Genomic DNA, 15,908 nt, shown 5'->3' on the forward strand with positions numbered 1-15,908 from the left:
CCTTATCATCTGAAAGCCATTCCTTGTGGAACCCTGCTCCTTGGCTCTCATTTCTGCTTTCTGGCCTGACCCGGAATTAAAAAATCCGCACAAATATCCGGATGCCTCCTGATGATTTCCCTAACTCATTGATCTTTAAATAAAAAATTTCTTTTTTTCTGTTGACACAGAAAATTTAATACGCATAATACGCATCCGCTGACACGATGGCTATGTAGCTCAGCTGGTTAGAGCACAGCATTCATAATGCTGGGGTCGCTGGTTCAAGTCCAGCCATAGCCACCAAACTTTTAGGTTCTGTTTTAGAGCCTGTCAAATACAGGGGTGTCGCCAAGTGGTAAGGCAACGGGTTTTGATCCCGTCATCCGTAGGTTCGAATCCTGCCACCCCTGCCATTTTCTCTCTTGAGAAAATTTATCCGGTTCTTTGGTCTCTTTGATTTTTAACGGTTCATACTACTGTTATTGACCATATCGTTTCCTATCAAACTTTATAATTTCCTATGACAAACTGGGAGTATATTTCGGGCTGATTATTTCCAATTCTTGTTTTAATACCTCCCCACACTATCCAAAAGATGTTCCTTGGCACTGAATGCCCAACAGATCCAGCCTCTTAGAAGCCAAGGGAACAAGACTGCAAGGTTGCTAACGAAAAAATGTACTGGCTGGTCAAAAGGAATGGCTCGTTGTTCTGACGAATGAAGTACCGGATCCATAGCCAGGAAAAGCTCCGGTCACGTGGTGTTTACCCGGAAACCAGCCTCAAAGTGACCAGAGAGGAGAGGGATAAACTGACCATCGGCATATATCCGCAGACAAGTACAATATATTCCTGCTATCACCCCTAATCTATCCAAGACGCCGAGTGACCTGGTAGCAATTCAATATCGAATTCCCAGCATCTACAACGATGAGAAATGTTCAAAAAGCCTTTCTGATTCGTGCACAAGTGTAAATGGGGGGGAGGCGACAGTCGAGAATTCATGAACAGCCAGACTTTCGACAAACCTCCCCGCCTTCTGCCGGCCACACATTTGGCAAAAAAGGGTTACTTTTGAGGGGATCAATATCACCAATAGCAATAATTTTTCATTATTTTCAATAAGTTATTAAATCTATTCAACAAATAGCACTTTTTGCTTTGTCAAACAGTCTGGTTTTTCCATGGTTGATTCGGCAGACTTATCTCTTTTGCAACTGGAGCACATGTATGCTGATATCAGCGTTGGCACTTGAAAAAATTCTGGAATCACCTGACCTGATAATTATCGATTGTCGGCACAACCTCATGAATCCGGATGAAGGCAGCCAGCTTTATCTTGAATCGCATATTCCTGGCGCAATATACCTAAACATAGACTCAGACCTGTCTGGCAATATTATCCCAGGCATAACCGGCAGACACCCACTACCAGAAAAAGCTTCACTAACCCGCCTCATTAATCGCCTAGGGCTCAAACAAGACAAAAAAGTGGTTTGCTACGATGCAGGCCATGGAGCATTTGCAGCACGGGCCTGGTGGCTCCTGCGATGGGCTGGTTTGCAAACGATATCAATACTAGATGGTGGCTATGCACAATGGTGTCAAATTGGCCTGCCAACGGCCAAAACTATTCCGCAACTTCAACCTTCTGACTGGCTTCCCACATTTAACGATGAGCTGATTGTGACGGCCGAATGGATTCAGAATCACCAACAGCAGATCCAATTGATAGATGCACGCGCAGCAGACAGATTTAAAGGCGAAAACGAGACTATCGACCCTGTCGGGGGACACATTCCCGGAGCCATTTGCCGGCCATTCATGGAAAATCTAGACGAACACGGCTGCTTCAAACAAACAAACGAAATTCAGCAACGTTTCAGCAATATCGACAAACCCATCATCCACTATTGCGGATCAGGTGTTACGGCATGCCACAACATATTTGCAATGACCCTGGCAGGGCTGCAACCTGGACGCCTGTATCCCGGCTCTTGGAGCGAATGGATTACGAATAAAGAACGCCCGGTAGAACGATAAATAGGAAAACACGTGATATCCCATATTGACCATATTGTCATCACTGTTGCAGATATTGAGCGAAGTATTGAATTTTACAGCCGGGTGCTGAAACTCAAACCAGTGGTTTTTGGTAACGGACGTAAAGCCCTGTCTTTTGGTCAACAGAAAATCAATCTGCAGCTACTGGGTCAGGAAAGCCGTAATCGCGCAGCTGTTGGCTCAGCTGATATTTGCCTGATAACTTCTGAACCCTTAACTACAGTGATGGACCACATTCAAAAAGAAGGTGTTAGCATTCTTGAAGGGCCTGTTGATAAATCCGGCGCGGTCGGACAAATACAATCGATCTACTTTAATGATCCGGATGATAACCTGATTGAAGTGAGCGAATACATTTCAACCAAATGCTAACCCATATAATGATTGTCTCGATCATCAACGACAACCGACCTTTCATTCACAACCAAACAACTTGCAGGCAAACCTCACTATTCATACAGCACCGGTTTGCCTGACAAACATAACATCTAAACGGCTCTCACCAGAGAAGTTGCCACTCTACGCTGCTCATCTGTTGCCATGTTAATCAGATGCTGCATCAATTCACGACACTTCTCGGAGCGGGCTTGATCACGCGCTGCACGCAACCCCTCCAACACAACACCATCCACCTCGAGAGCCCGGCTGAGAATGCTGTCGACGTCATTAATGTTCACACATTCGAGCTCTCCAGCCAGATCACGCCCACTCCACTCAGGCGTGTATTCAAGGCTCATATCAGAAAAACCATTCAATTGATCTTTGGCAGCTCTAAGAGTTTCCGCCATCCGGATTTCATGTCGATTTAAATACTCAAGCAGCCACAGTGTTTTTTCAGAAGTCACCAACAACTCCAGCTCCTGATATTTTTCGGACAACGTACCATGTGTCTGACTCGCTGATTCAATCAAATCAAGCAATGTCTTATATCTCATTTTAGGCCTCGTCATTGTTCAGACATGAAGCCGATTATGAGAGAGGTGTAAAATCAAAAACTGATTGATATCAGCTAATTGACCAAACACACTTCCGACTATTGTCATATATCAATAATTCAAAAAGCGTTGATTTGGCTTGATTAACACCTGATATTCAGCGGTATTTTCAAGTAGCGTGAACCATTACTCTCGATTTTTGGCAGCCTACCCGCCTCAATATTGACCAGCAAACTCTGGTATATCAATTTCGGAGCTGCCAGAGTTTTATCTCGATCACTACGAAAACTGACGTACTCATCAGCACTCGTTTGCATATTCAGCTGTATATTATGATGCTTTTGCGCAGCGATGGTTGACTCATACTTCAACGCCCGACCATTGGGAAGATAGTCATGACCTGTAAACACCCGGGTCTCGCCTGGTAACTGATATAGACGCTGAATAGAGTAATACATTTTTTCCGCATCACCGCCCGGAAAATCACAACGTCCTGTACCATAATCCGGCATAAACAGCGTATCACCAGTAAATACAGCATCGCTGATCAGGTAGGATAAACAGGCTGGTGTATGACCTGGTGTATATAAAGCCTTCACCTCAATGCTGCCAGCTTCAAATACTTGATCGTCATCAATTAACAGGTCGAATTGCGAGCCATCCGTTAAGAACAGTTCATCCAGATTATAAATACCTTTAAAAACATCCTGCACAGCAGTGATATGCCGACCAATAGCTACTTTTACAGCGGGATAATCTTTCTTAAATAATTGAGAAGCACTTAAATGGTCTGCATGAGCATGAGTTTCCAACACCATCCTTAACGTTAACTGCTGCTGCTCAATATAGGTTTTGACACGCTGATAGGAGGTATCTTTTATAATCGAACCAATCGGCTCATAGTCCAGCACCGGATCAATCACAATCGCATCCCGAGTGATTTGATCAGACACCACATAGGTTAATGTGTAAGTCTCTTCATCATAAAAAGCTTCGATATGTATTTTCATTATTTGATCTCCGCTACTTGTCTTTCTCGGGCAACGATAACTGCATCATGAGTGTTATTGAAGAAATGATCCGACCCTACTCGCTGAACAAACCCTGATCTGGACATGACGTCCAAAACAGGACCTTTAACATAAGAGAAATAAAATTCGATTTGTTTGACCCGGTATTCATCCAGCAGTTCATGCAATGCCGTATCTGCCGATGAATCCAATTGATTGATCGAACATGCATCGATCACCACTGCATGAACCTTTCCTTCCGTGTCATGAAGATGTTTTTTGATTGTCTCTTTCAAAAAAGAGACGTTGCCATAATAAAATTGAGCATCAAACCTCAACACCAGGACACCATTATCTGTTTCTACTGAATGTCGCAACACATTCCGATAGTCTCTGGTACCAGGTAAACGACCAAGCACTGCATAATGAGGCCGGGTTGTTTTCACCACAAACCATAATAGAGAAGCACCGATACCAATAAAAATTCCCTCTTTGACACCAATAGTAAGCGTGGCAATAAATGTAAGCCCCAACAATCCCAAGTCTTCCTTCTTTACCTTCCATAAGTGTTTTATTTCTTGGAAATCCACCAGACTCGCCACAGCCAGCATGATTATCGACCCCAGAATGGCCTTAGGAATGAAATAGAAAAGCGGGGTAAAAAATACCAATGCTATTGCAATAACCGCTGCGGTAATTAATGACGCTAAAGCCGTGTTGGCCCCCGCACTGTTATTCACTGCTGTGCGGCCAAATCCACCAGCCACAGGCATTGCTTTAAAAAAAGAAGCGACAATATTTGCAATACCCAGTGCAACCAGTTCCTTATTTGCATCAATCTCGTAGCGTTTTTCCCGAGCAATTTTTCTGGCAACAGCAATCGATTCGATAAATCCCATAAAAGCTATTGTTAAAGCTATTGGCAACAATGATAGCCATTGAGAGGAGTCAACATCGGGCACTGAAAATATCGGTAATCCGGGTGGTACCTGACCAACTGTTCTCACCCCCATGTGATCCAGATTCAACCCCCATACCAGTAGCGTGGAGATAATGACGACGATCATCGGTCCCGGTAGTAGTGGACTGATCTTTTTTAAGACTACCAATAAAATCACGCCCCCCAACCCAATCACCAGCGTAGGAAGATGTATCAACGCTAACTGCTGAATTGTCAGATGAATGATCTTCGCAATATTCTCAGTTCGAGGTAGAGAAATCCCCAACAAATGCCCCAATTGAGAAAAACCGATAATCAAAGCTGCTGCAGATGTAAATCCGCTGATTACAGGATGGGACATAAAGTTGGTTATAAACCCCAACCGCAACGCCCCCATTAAAAATTGAATAACTCCGACCATGAGTGACAAAAATATTGCCAACACAACATACTGCTCGGAGCCGGCATCTGCCAACCGACCAACCTCACTGGTCACCAACAAAGCAATCATGGCGGCTGGCCCAACAGCCAACTGCCGGGAAGTGCCGAATATCGCATATGCGACTATGGGCAAGATGGAAGCATATAAACCAATAATAGGGGGAAGCCCGGCCAAAAGTGCATATGACATTGCCTGAGGAATTAACATCATGCCTGTAGTTAAGCCGGCAATAACGTCACCTCGTAAATTCGGGCGCTGATAAACTGGCAACCATTCCAGTATCGGCACCCATCGTGACAGTGAACTCATTATTTTCAAACCCAAAACTCCTATATAGCCAAAGGAGTACTTAAATTATAGATGGTTAGCTAATTAAGAGAGCAAACGAAATGCCAATGACAGATTGGCATAAAATGGCGGGAGTCATCAGTTCAATAAACAGAAATGAAACACTTTGATGCAACTCGCACGTTGCATTGAAACGTAACCATGAAACATATCGCAATTATCCGACTCACAAAAGAAAACAACATCTCCAGAAAAATGAATGTTTTCTTTGAGATCAGATGCAACGATGATCAGTCGATACCGTACAACTTGAGTTTACGCCACAGGGTTGCCCGACTGATTCCGAGTTTCTGCGCGACTTCCAGTTTACGCCCCCGATAACGACGCAATAATTCCAGAATCTGATCGCGCTCATTTTCATCATCAAAATATAATTGTTCATCCGCGGGTCCCTCCCCCTTGAGATCAGGATTCAGATCATCGAACAATAGTACGGACCCATCCCCTATCGCATGGCAATACTCTATGACATTACTAAGCTCACGCACATTCCCTGGCCACTCATAACTCATCAGGGCATTCCAGGCCTTGGAGTCTATCGACTCAATACGCCGCTCAGATATTGCATTGAAACGATCAATAAAATGCCAGATAAGCATGGATAGATCCTCTCCACGCTCAACCAGTTTTGGTAAAAACATCGGAATCACACGCACCCGATACATTAGATCTTCTCGAAATGCTCCTTCCGCCACTCGTTTTCTCAATGACTGATGAGTCGCACTGATCAGACGAATGTCTGTTGTCATTAGCTGAGAGGATCCTAATGGGGTAAAACAGCGATCCTGCAAGACCCGCAGCAACCTCGCCTGAATATCCAGTGGCATTTCCGCTATTTCATCAAGAAATAGAGAACCTCCATTAGTTAACTCCAACAACCCCCGCCGATCATGAGTAGCACCGGTAAATGCGCCTTTCTTATGACCAAACAGCTCTGAAGCCATCAATTCCCCTGACAAAGCGGCACAATTTACAGCACTGAACGCCCCAACGCCTCGCGGACTGCAACGGTGAATATAACGGGCGACCATTTCTTTACCAGTACCAGTCTCCCCCCGAAGCAGCACTGACGCATTGGTTCTGGCAACTTTTTCAACCTTAGCCATAAACTGCTGCATTCGTTTGGAAACGGTTAATAGCCCCTGATAGCTATGAGGTTGATATCCGGGATTGGTATGCATCACACGCTACGGTTATCCCTGAGCAGCATTCCACAAAATGGAACTTCTGTTACCGGTTCGGCAAAATCCGAGCACTTTTCCTTTATTTGCAGATAACACTTCTTTCAAACGGGAAACATCGGCTGCACTATAGTTTGGACCGTTCATTGGAATATAGAGAAAATCCAGCCCTGCATTCTCACAAGCCATTGCAATATCCGCTGATAACGGTTGACCTGGCTCCTCCGCATCCGGTCGATTACATACTACAGCGGTAAAATCTGCCGCTGACAGCTGAGTAACATCGGCAACAGTAATTTGCCCAGTAACAGCGAACGTATCCGTCAAATACTTGAGTTCCATAACAATCTCCTGAATCAAACAGTAAATTTATGATCAATCAAAACCCATGATTACTATAAATTAGAAAACTCGTATATACGAGCAGATCGTTCTCTGTTTGCCAATGAGACACACATATACTCAGTCAAATACCACTGTCTTATTGCCGTGAACAATCACCCGATCTTCAAGATGCATCAGCAAGCCACGAGACAATACCATTTTCTCAACATCCTTACCGAGCCTAACCATGTCTTCAACTTCGTGGCGATGAGAAATGCGGACAACGTCCTGTTCAATAATCGGTCCGGCATCCAGTTCCGAGGTCACATAATGACAAGTCGCCCCAATCAGCTTCACTCCGCGCTCAAACGCCTGATGATAAGGTTTGGCTCCAACAAACGACGGCAGGAAACTGTGGTGAATATTAATAATCCGGCCTCTCATCTCCTGACAAATCGACTGTGGCAAAATCTGCATATAACGGGCTAATACAACGGTATCGGTCCGATGCTGTTTTATAAGCGTCTCGACTTGCTCAAAATGAGCCTGCTTGTTGGAAGAATCTACTGGCACATGAAAAAAGGGTATACCATACCATTCGACCAGACTACGCAAGGTGTCATGGTTGGATATCACGCATGGAATATCACACTCCAGGTCTCCGGAATGCCACCGGTTCAGGATATCCACTAGGCAATGAGACTGCTTACTGCACATCAGCACTACACGATGCTTACGAGCAGAATCGACGAGCCGCCACTTCATTCCCAACTCGGAGGCAATTGGCTCAACCAGTTCTGAAAATTTTTCTGGCCCGAAAGGCAGCGAATTTGCTTTGATTTCATTGCGAATAAAAAACCACCCTGCCTGTTGATCTGCATGATGGTTCGCCTCCAGAATAGTGCCATTGTGTTCTGCAATAAAACTGGAAATACGCGCCACAATTCCCACCCGATCAGGGCAGGACATAATTAATCTATATACTCTATCCATTTATTTTTTCTGTTCTGGTTAAATTATAAGCCGATAATATGGGATCTGCCTGTCAACAAACAATGTAGAGCATTGTTTTAAATCACATTTTGCTACCTCGTTTACAGCACTATACGCTAAAAAAAGTTCCCAAAAATGACCCTTTAAGATAACATGATCCACCTTTAAAAATAGCTGTCTATTTTTTAATCAGATAGTATTTACCACTATGTACAAAGGACGATCCTGATGCTGACACAAGAGCAACTTCTGGCTATGTCTGAAGAAGACTATATGAATGACCAGCAGTTGGAGTTTTTCCATAACCTCCTAGTCAACATGAAACAAGAAATCCGTGAACAAATAGAAACTGCTAGAGAAGAAATCGGCAAGATTGAATATGAAGCGGATGAACTGGACAAAGCCTCGCAGGAAGAAGAACGACGCTTGCAGCTACGGTTTTTAGATCGTCAAACCAAGCTTCTGCCAAAAATCGATGAAGCCCTTAAACGCATCGAAGATGGCGAATTTGGTTTCTGTGAAGTGACCGGTGAGCCAATTACCGTTCCCCGATTACTTGCGCGCCCAACTGCAACACTTTGTGCGGAAGAAAAAATTCGCCAGGAACAACAGGAAAGAAACTATCGGGATAACTGATAGTATCTCCATGTCACAGAGCAGCGGAAGCTGCTCTGTCTGCTTAAACAAACAACAGCCAGCAATCTGTCTCTTCCCCATATATTCCTTTCATTCCTGACTTTCGCCCCATCCCCAATCGGGCACATATTTTGCCGTACAGTCTCAATAATCTAAAAGCATAAGGTAGATACGGGTGTGAACTTGATATCAGCAGTAGAGCGCTATCAGCAGCAGCAAATCCAACCTAATAACGCGAATGAGCTGCAAAAACAGCAGGGGCTCGAACTGTTAGCTCCTAATGATTTGCCTGACAATAATGACGAATTTATCAATTCAGGTATGGACAAGGATTACCAGACAGTGGCAACACAATTCCACCCACAGGCAATAACTTTCCCTGACATCCTCTCAATGCGGCAAACTCTCTACGAACATAGCCTTATTAACCTACGCGAAGCGAATACCCTTGTAGTAGCGACGCAGACCTACCCCGACAATACCCTTTTTAACCTCGAAGAGGCGCTGGACGACTACAAAAACCAGGATAGTAGTTATGAGGCAAATGTGGATGTTGGCCGCCTTAAGGTCATTACAGCAAATATAATCGCCGCCCGAAACCATTGATCTTAACAAGCATGATCACGAGTGATGCCATATTATCGTAATAGTACAACCATATCTCTGCCATTTGAGAGATCAGACGATGCAATAAATGACATTAAAAGACAGTCATTCAAGCGGTTTATATGAGAAATTAGAACAATCTGTTATATAAATTACATTAACAGGGAAGTAACGACTACAAGCTAAATGAAAATGATTTTATTTAGCATCCAAGCTCACCCAGAAAAAAAAGCCTTTGATAGAAAGGGTAAAGCATCAGTCAAAAGAAGAACTAGAATTTCAAAGCACTAAACCAGCCGATGGTGTTCGCCATTTCCGCAATCCAATACTGAATCACATTACAGAAAATGACGAACAACCCGCACAAAACCGACAAACATATAAGCTACCATGCATATATGTTAAGCAAAGCTCCAGTTCCATCGGCTGGCCTCGTACATTATTCAGATGTACTTCTTAACTGTTTCCAGCAACTGCTTATCCGAAACAGGTTTAACCAAATAGTCTTTGGCGCCTTGTCTTTCACCCCATACCCTATCTGTTTCCTGATCTTTCGTGGTAATAATCACAATAGGAATGTCTTTCGTTGAAGGATCATGAGCGAGCTTACGCGTAGCCTGAAAACCGTTCAACTCCGGCATGACGATGTCCATCAACACCAAATCCGGCTTGGTTTCCTGGGCCATACGAATTCCCTCAACACCATCCATAGCTATAACCACTTCATAACCGGCTGATTCCAGAGCCTGCTGAGTACCCGCAACATGAGTTGGTGAGTCATCGATAATCAATACTTTTGCCATTTCAATACTCTCGTTAATTCAATAATTACCCGCATTTCGATTAAGAACACATAATCATTCCATTACGAAACTTGTAAGCTTACTGGCCATTACAACCATAGCACTATTTGGTTCCATATTTTATTAGATACCAACACACCAGGAAAACAATATGAGCTCATCAACGTGAAAGTATCTTAAATAAAATCCAACCTGGTTCGCACTTAACTAAAAAAAACCAACCGTAGCTAACGACATCCCAGCCATCATCTGTAAATAAAAGTAACTACAGTGAGTCTTAAAACTATATGAGCGTACTACTCACATTTCACAATTCTCGGCGTTTTAACCTTACCTGTAAACCGGCCATAGCTGACTTCTTACTTTTAATGACATTATTATACCAAACGTAGATTCCAGCCAGCCCAGAGATGTAGCAAACAAACGTGCTTACCCTGCGGCCAAAACGACCAATCGGTCCAAAAAAAGAACAAATCCACAACAACAAATTGTTTTATCAATACAAAACTTGCTGTTAGCCTGCTAAGGATGGTTAAAAGCAGTACCTCTAAACACAGTTTCATTACACGCCAGAACATTCTGGATGCTACACTTTATTTAATTTTAGAGAATGGCGCCCAAAATGTCTCGCTAAGAAAAATTGCTAACAGAATAAACTGTTCGGCACCTTCTATTTATTATCATTTTAAAAATAAAAATGAAATCATTGTGAGTCTTTGGGAACAGGAAATGGCGCCAGTCATCGCTTTTAGTCAAAGTTGCCATATGTTACTCGATATACTCAACGAGTATGTGCAGCTTCTGATAAAAAACAAAAGCCTTTTTCTATTAATATGCACAAATGAACAGACCGACCTGGAAAAAATGAACAGCTCTAGGCTGTTTCAAAAAAGCCTACAAGACAAAATAACTGCTACACCTCATCGCGCGGAATACCCCGAACAATTCACTACTATTATTCTGGCAGCGATACATGGCCTGGTATTATCAAACACATTAAAAACTTCTGACTACCTTAAGGCCCATAAACTTCTTGAGCAAATGATTAATTTGCTAATAAAGTAACTCTGAATTTACCGCCAACCGGACTGTGAATGTTATCTTTACAATCAAATTGTTTTATAGGTGTTTAATTAAAAAAACGCGAACATCAAAAAGCACCATTTTTCAACACACCCTGACACAAACTGACAATAATCGGCATATTTACCCCCCACAGTGTCCGAAAAAAATAAACTAAATGCTTATTTTACTTATATAAGCATGTTTAAAAATTTCTTCATCAAAAAATTATACTACTAACGACAATTTCCCATATCTATCACACTCCAAAATGCCTGCTACCGAGTTATCTCGCATATATCAAACTTGACAATTTTCGACCAGGAGTTAAAACAGAATGATTTTTCTTGCTTTAAAAGTGGTTTCTGTTTTTTTAAAACAGCCACAACTATTGTTTAAAGAGCTTCTCAAAACCTGAGCCGTTTCTAACGTCATGAACCAAAATCGACTACTGGAAAAGAAATAATAGTACGTCTCTTTTTAGACTTGCGATGAATGTGCCGTCAAAAACTCATGCACCATCTGCACCAGCCTAACAAAATGCATTCATTTCGAGCACATTACTTTAGCTATACTAAAAAAGACACAGCTGTTGCCCATCTCCACCTCCACGGCTACGTATTCCCATACCCAGAAGACGCACAGGCTTCTCCCTTCTCTTCCAAGCCTGCTCACATAGCACTTTAAATATATCTGCATCAAAACTACAGGTTGTGCATTCAACAGTGGTCTGCGTAAAATCTGCAAAACGCACCTTCACAAAAGCCTTTCCAAAATACCCAGCGTTAATTTTGCTCATACGCTGAGTCAACTCCAGATACAACGCCCCCATATTCGCCAGGCAAGCACTGAGACCCTGTATGTCTTCAGCATAGGTTCGTTCAACACTCAAGGATTTACGCTGCCTAGTCACTTTAACTTCACGTTCATCAACTCCCTGACTCATCTGGTACAAATGCTCACCAAAGCTGCCGTAGGATGCCAGAAGCTCTTTCATCCCTCGCTTCTGTAACTGACCACACGTATAAATACCCTGACGATACAAGCGCTTGGAAGTCACCTTACCAACGCCATGAATTCGATCAACAGGAAGATCTTTTACGAAATCAGCCACCTGTTCAGGTGTAATCACAAACAATCCATCTGGCTTACGCCAGTCACTGGCAATCTTGGCAAGAAATTTGTTGGGGGCAACCCCCGCAGATATGGTAATCCCGACCTGTTGTTTCACCTGAGCCTTGACTGCCCTGGCTATTAACGTTGCACTGCCCTGACAATGATTAGTATCGGTTACATCAACATAGGCTTCATCAAGTGACAAAGGTTCAATAAGCTCTGAATATTGTTTGAAAACTTCATGGATTTGTCTTGATGCTTCTCGATATGCATCAAAGCGACTGGGGAGAACAATCAAATCGGGACAAAGACGCAGGGCCTGAGCGGTAGGCATCGCTGATCGAATACCGAAGTGACGAGCCTCGTAATTGCAAGTAGACAATACTCCACGACGACCGGTTCCACCAACAGCAACCGGGCGTCCTTGCAATTCCGGGCGATCACGAATTTCGACGGCAGCATAAAAGCAATCGCAATCAAAATGGATGATTTTTCGCTGATGAATCACTCGCCAACACCAAATACTGTAAATAATTACAGCATTATTCAAATACTACTGATTGTGTCAACAATTGATCTCAGCGACGGATAGCATTAATACGGCAGAGAATGAGAGCCCTGCGTATAATGACCAGCTTATTCCATCAGAACCAAATTATCCCGATGAATTAGTTCCGGCTCAGAGATATATCCCAATATATCGAAAATTTCCTGACTGGCACGACGAAGTATTTTTCCACACTCCGCCGCATCGTAATTGATCAGACCGATGGCAACCAGGCGGCCAGATTCACCGATACAGCTAACTGCTTCCCCACGCTTGAAATTACCCTCAAGGCGACTCACTCCTACCGGCAACAGACTGCGTCCTTTTTTCACCAGTGCCAGCTCTGCTCCTGCATCCAGAAATACACTTCCGCGGGTTTTCAAATGGCCAGCTAACCACTGTTTGCGCGCAACAATAGGCTCCTGATCAGGAGTCAACAATGTACCTATCGCCTCACCTGAGCGCAGCCTGCGCAAAACATTTTCTTCCCGGCCGGCACAAATAGCGGTAACCGCTCCACTCCGGGAAGCTAATTTTGCCGCCCGCACTTTAGTTGCCATGCCTCCGCTGCCAAGCGCGCCTGCTCCTGAAGCCATGGCCACCAATGAAGGATCTGTGGCCTTGGCTTGAGGTATCAAAGCGGCATCTTTTGAGTAACGCGGATCCCTGTCATAAAGCCCTTGCTGATCTGTCAGAATAATCAGAGCATCTGCTTCCATCAGATTTGCAACCAAAGCCCCGAGAGTATCGTTATCACCAAATTTTATTTCGTCTGTAATAACCGTATCGTTTTCATTAATGATTGGCATCACCGGTAGCGATAGCAATGTTCTCAGGGAATTTCGAGCATTGAGATAACGTTTACGGTCAGACAGATCTTCATGAGTCAACAGTATCTGTGCAGTATGAATTTGATGCTCTTGAAAACACTGCTCGTAGCATTGCACCAAACTGGTTTGTCCGACCGCAGCTGCGGCTTGCAACAATTCCAGCTCTATAGGACGTCGACTCCACCCTAATCGGTGCATTCCGGCCGCCACGGCACCAGAACTCACAAGAATTATCTGCATACCAGAACGATGCAGATCCGCCAGCTGGTCAACCCAACCCTTGATTCTCTGAAAATCAAGGCCCTGACCATCATTGGTTAATAACGAAGAGCCAATCTTTACAACCCAGCGCTGTCCGCGAGTCAAAGGAGACTTAGAGTTCATTTATGTGTCTGATTATGTTGGAGGTCAATACGAATCAGGAGCGATATTCAACTTCCACTTCGTCATCAAAGTCATCGTCATCCTGGGCTTTCCGGGCCGCGCGTCGTGCCCGGGCCAGCGATTCTATTTTTTCTCTGGCCTCAGTTTCAACCAAATTACGATGCAATTGCTCCTGCTCTGCCAATTCAGGATTTTCTTCAAGTACCCGCTTACGCTCTTCAAGAAACTCCATCACCTTCTGACAGACGTCTTCAGTACCTGTTTTTGAGATTGCTGAAACCCTGAAAACAGGCCCCTGCCAGTTCAGCGCATCGATTACAGCCTGACAGCGACTTTCACGTTCATCTTCCGGCAACAAGTCTAATTTGTTCAACACCAGCCAGCGTTCACGCTTTGCCAACTCCGGAGAAAATTGATTCAGTTCGTTTATAATGATTTGAGCCTGTACTGCTGGATTGGCTTCATCAAAAGGAGCCATATCAACCAGATGCAAGAGTATGCGAGTACGCACCAAGTGTTTCAAAAACCTGATTCCCAGCCCAGCACCTTCTGAGGCACCTTCGATAATTCCTGGCACATCCGCGATTACGAAACTACGGGAATGTTCCGTACGAACCACACCCAAATTAGGAACCAGGGTGGTAAACGGATAATCAGCAACTTTGGGTTTGGCCGCCGATACCGCACGTATAAAAGTAGACTTACCGGCATTTGGCAACCCCAGCAGACCAACATCTGCCAATACTTTCAGCTCCAGTTTGATATTGCGACTTTCACCCTGTGAGCCCTTGGTAAACTGCCTGGGAGCTCGGTTTACGCTGGATTTAAAACGAGTATTTCCAAGACCATGAAAACCACCTTGAGCAATCTTAAAAACCTGTCCGTGCTGGGTAAGATCAACGAGCACCTCATCGGTATCCTCATCAATGACAGATGTTCCCACCGGTACAACCAACACGGTATCCTCACCTTTTTTGCCGGTCATATCCTTACCGCGCCCATTTTCACCGCTTTCAGCGCGATATTTCCGAATGTAGCGATAATCGATAAGAGTATTCACATTCTCGTCAGCCTTAACCAGGACGCTGCCGCCATCACCACCATCCCCACCATTAGGACCGCCTTTGGCTATGAATTTTTCTCGCAGGAAACTGACACAACCGTCGCCACCTTTACCGGCTTCTATATAAACACTTGCTTCATCTACAAACTTCATGGTTTTGTCCGAAATATCGAAATCTGGTTACGTTAGTTTAACTAATATTTCGCAACCAATATTAAATTCTTGAGGGAGCGGCAATGCGCAATAACACAGAGGGGATATCGAGGCGCAGCCCTTTACAGTCAAAAGTGGCAACTTACAATCAACAGGTAATCATTAAAACAATAGTGCAAAAACGAAAAAAGCCCTGCCATAGCAGAGCTTTAATACAGATTCATCCCGATCAGGCGGGGACTACATTCACAACCCGCTTGTTATTTCTTACGGTGTACTGAACTACACCATCTGCGGTTGCAAACAAAGTAAAATCACGACCTAAACGAGTGTTTTTACCTGCATGGAACTCAGAGCCACGCTGACGAACGATAATATTGCCGCCAACTACAGTCTGGCCACCAAATATTTTAACGCCCAGACGCTTACTTTCTGAATCACGACCGTTACGGGTACTACCACCAGCCTTCTTGTGAGCCATTGAACTGT

The 15,908-nt window shown here is 44.0% G+C and carries 16 protein-coding genes and 2 tRNA genes; 7 read left to right on the forward strand and 11 right to left on the reverse strand.

Going from position 1 to position 15,908, the window contains the following annotated elements; all coding sequences use genetic code 11:
• The first annotated feature begins 208 nt into the window (after window positions 1-208).
• The 4 genes from YC6258_RS19625 to YC6258_RS19640 all read left to right on the forward strand — a co-directional run bounded on the left by YC6258_RS19625 (window position 209) and on the right by YC6258_RS19640 (window position 2,418).
• Window positions 209-285, forward strand: a tRNA-Met gene (locus tag YC6258_RS19625).
• A gap of 35 nt (window positions 286-320) precedes the next feature.
• Window positions 321-395: transfer RNA gene (locus YC6258_RS19630), tRNA-Gln, on the forward strand.
• Between the two features lie 817 nt (window positions 396-1,212).
• A complete protein-coding gene (locus YC6258_RS19635) occupies window positions 1,213-2,025 on the forward strand; it encodes a sulfurtransferase (RefSeq protein ID WP_044618424.1) in 813 nt (270 codons plus the stop codon).
• A 12-nt stretch (window positions 2,026-2,037) separates the two neighbouring features.
• Entirely contained in the window at window positions 2,038-2,418 is a 381-nt protein-coding gene (locus YC6258_RS19640; RefSeq protein WP_044618425.1) for a VOC family protein, read from the forward strand.
• 116 nt (window positions 2,419-2,534) lie between these two features.
• Here YC6258_RS19640 and YC6258_RS19645 read toward each other — a convergent pair whose 3' ends face one another.
• The 6 genes from YC6258_RS19645 to purU form a co-directional block, all read right to left on the reverse strand.
• Entirely contained in the window at window positions 2,535-2,981 is a 447-nt protein-coding gene (locus tag YC6258_RS19645; protein WP_044618426.1) for a hypothetical protein, read from the reverse strand.
• Between the two features lie 143 nt (window positions 2,982-3,124).
• Complete coding sequence (locus tag YC6258_RS19650) at window positions 3,125-3,991, reverse strand: MBL fold metallo-hydrolase (RefSeq protein WP_044618427.1); 867 nt, start codon at window positions 3,989-3,991, stop codon at window positions 3,125-3,127.
• Window positions 3,991-5,682, reverse strand: coding sequence for a SulP family inorganic anion transporter (locus YC6258_RS19655; RefSeq protein WP_044618428.1), 1,692 nt, complete (start codon window positions 5,680-5,682; stop codon window positions 3,991-3,993). Before YC6258_RS19655 ends, YC6258_RS19650 begins: the two co-directional genes overlap by 1 nt.
• A gap of 269 nt (window positions 5,683-5,951) precedes the next feature.
• Window positions 5,952-6,902, reverse strand: coding sequence for a sigma-54 interaction domain-containing protein (locus tag YC6258_RS19660; protein WP_044618429.1), 951 nt, complete (start codon window positions 6,900-6,902; stop codon window positions 5,952-5,954).
• 12 nt (window positions 6,903-6,914) lie between these two features.
• Window positions 6,915-7,244: a protein tyrosine phosphatase family protein gene (locus YC6258_RS19665; protein WP_044618430.1), complete on the reverse strand. Its 330-nt coding sequence runs from the start codon at window positions 7,242-7,244 to the stop codon at window positions 6,915-6,917.
• 120 nt (window positions 7,245-7,364) lie between these two features.
• On the reverse strand, window positions 7,365-8,219 hold the full coding sequence (gene purU, locus YC6258_RS19670) for a formyltetrahydrofolate deformylase (protein WP_044618431.1): 855 nt from the start codon (window positions 8,217-8,219) through the stop codon (window positions 7,365-7,367).
• A 228-nt stretch (window positions 8,220-8,447) separates the two neighbouring features.
• Between purU and dksA the strand changes: the two genes are divergently transcribed.
• Complete coding sequence (gene dksA, locus YC6258_RS19675) at window positions 8,448-8,855, forward strand: RNA polymerase-binding protein DksA (protein ID WP_044618432.1); 408 nt, start codon at window positions 8,448-8,450, stop codon at window positions 8,853-8,855.
• A 177-nt stretch (window positions 8,856-9,032) separates the two neighbouring features.
• A complete protein-coding gene (locus YC6258_RS19680) occupies window positions 9,033-9,461 on the forward strand; it encodes a hypothetical protein (protein ID WP_044618433.1) in 429 nt (142 codons plus the stop codon).
• Window positions 9,462-9,904: 443 nt separating this feature from the next.
• On the opposite strand, the gene YC6258_RS19685 is transcribed toward YC6258_RS19680, so the two are convergent.
• The gene (locus YC6258_RS19685; protein WP_044618434.1) at window positions 9,905-10,264 is read right to left on the reverse strand and encodes a response regulator; all 360 of its coding nucleotides are present in this window, start codon (window positions 10,262-10,264) and stop codon (window positions 9,905-9,907) included.
• A gap of 528 nt (window positions 10,265-10,792) precedes the next feature.
• On the opposite strand from YC6258_RS19685, the gene YC6258_RS27575 reads away from it, so the two are divergent.
• Window positions 10,793-11,329, forward strand: a complete 537-nt coding sequence (locus YC6258_RS27575; RefSeq protein WP_052830425.1) for a TetR/AcrR family transcriptional regulator — start codon at window positions 10,793-10,795, stop codon at window positions 11,327-11,329.
• Between the two features lie 571 nt (window positions 11,330-11,900).
• Here YC6258_RS27575 and dinB read toward each other — a convergent pair.
• The 4 genes from dinB to rpmA form a co-directional block, all read right to left on the reverse strand.
• Entirely contained in the window at window positions 11,901-12,950 is a 1,050-nt protein-coding gene (dinB, locus tag YC6258_RS19695; RefSeq protein WP_211264564.1) for a DNA polymerase IV, read from the reverse strand.
• A gap of 128 nt (window positions 12,951-13,078) precedes the next feature.
• The gene (gene proB, locus YC6258_RS19700; protein WP_044618435.1) at window positions 13,079-14,203 is read right to left on the reverse strand and encodes a glutamate 5-kinase; all 1,125 of its coding nucleotides are present in this window, start codon (window positions 14,201-14,203) and stop codon (window positions 13,079-13,081) included.
• Window positions 14,204-14,237: 34 nt separating this feature from the next.
• The gene (cgtA, locus tag YC6258_RS19705; RefSeq protein WP_044618436.1) at window positions 14,238-15,419 is read right to left on the reverse strand and encodes an Obg family GTPase CgtA; all 1,182 of its coding nucleotides are present in this window, start codon (window positions 15,417-15,419) and stop codon (window positions 14,238-14,240) included.
• Between the two features lie 229 nt (window positions 15,420-15,648).
• Window positions 15,649-15,900: a 50S ribosomal protein L27 gene (rpmA, locus tag YC6258_RS19710; protein ID WP_044618437.1), complete on the reverse strand. Its 252-nt coding sequence runs from the start codon at window positions 15,898-15,900 to the stop codon at window positions 15,649-15,651.
• Between the last annotated feature and the right edge of the window lie 8 nt (window positions 15,901-15,908).

Source organism: Gynuella sunshinyii YC6258, from assembly GCF_000940805.1.
Taxonomy (GTDB): domain Bacteria; phylum Pseudomonadota; class Gammaproteobacteria; order Pseudomonadales; family Natronospirillaceae; genus Gynuella; species Gynuella sunshinyii.

Coding starts and splice junctions, on each gene's coding strand:
- YC6258_RS19635 (WP_044618424.1), top strand. CDS start 1,213: ATGCTGATATCAGCGTTGGCACTTGAAAAAATTCTGGAATCACCTGAC.
- YC6258_RS19645 (WP_044618426.1), bottom strand. CDS start 2,981: ATGAGATATAAGACATTGCTTGATTTGATTGAATCAGCGAGTCAGACA.
- YC6258_RS19650 (WP_044618427.1), bottom strand. CDS start 3,991: ATGAAAATACATATCGAAGCTTTTTATGATGAAGAGACTTACACATTA.
- YC6258_RS19655 (WP_044618428.1), bottom strand. CDS start 5,682: ATGAGTTCACTGTCACGATGGGTGCCGATACTGGAATGGTTGCCAGTT.
- YC6258_RS19660 (WP_044618429.1), bottom strand. CDS start 6,902: ATGCATACCAATCCCGGATATCAACCTCATAGCTATCAGGGGCTATTA.
- YC6258_RS19665 (WP_044618430.1), bottom strand. CDS start 7,244: ATGGAACTCAAGTATTTGACGGATACGTTCGCTGTTACTGGGCAAATT.
- purU (WP_044618431.1), bottom strand. CDS start 8,219: ATGGATAGAGTATATAGATTAATTATGTCCTGCCCTGATCGGGTGGGA.
- dksA (WP_044618432.1), top strand. CDS start 8,448: ATGCTGACACAAGAGCAACTTCTGGCTATGTCTGAAGAAGACTATATG.
- YC6258_RS19685 (WP_044618434.1), bottom strand. CDS start 10,264: ATGGCAAAAGTATTGATTATCGATGACTCACCAACTCATGTTGCGGGT.
- YC6258_RS27575 (WP_052830425.1), top strand. CDS start 10,793: ATGGTTAAAAGCAGTACCTCTAAACACAGTTTCATTACACGCCAGAAC.
- proB (WP_044618435.1), bottom strand. CDS start 14,203: ATGAACTCTAAGTCTCCTTTGACTCGCGGACAGCGCTGGGTTGTAAAG.
- cgtA (WP_044618436.1), bottom strand. CDS start 15,419: ATGAAGTTTGTAGATGAAGCAAGTGTTTATATAGAAGCCGGTAAAGGT.
- rpmA (WP_044618437.1), bottom strand. CDS start 15,900: ATGGCTCACAAGAAGGCTGGTGGTAGTACCCGTAACGGTCGTGATTCA.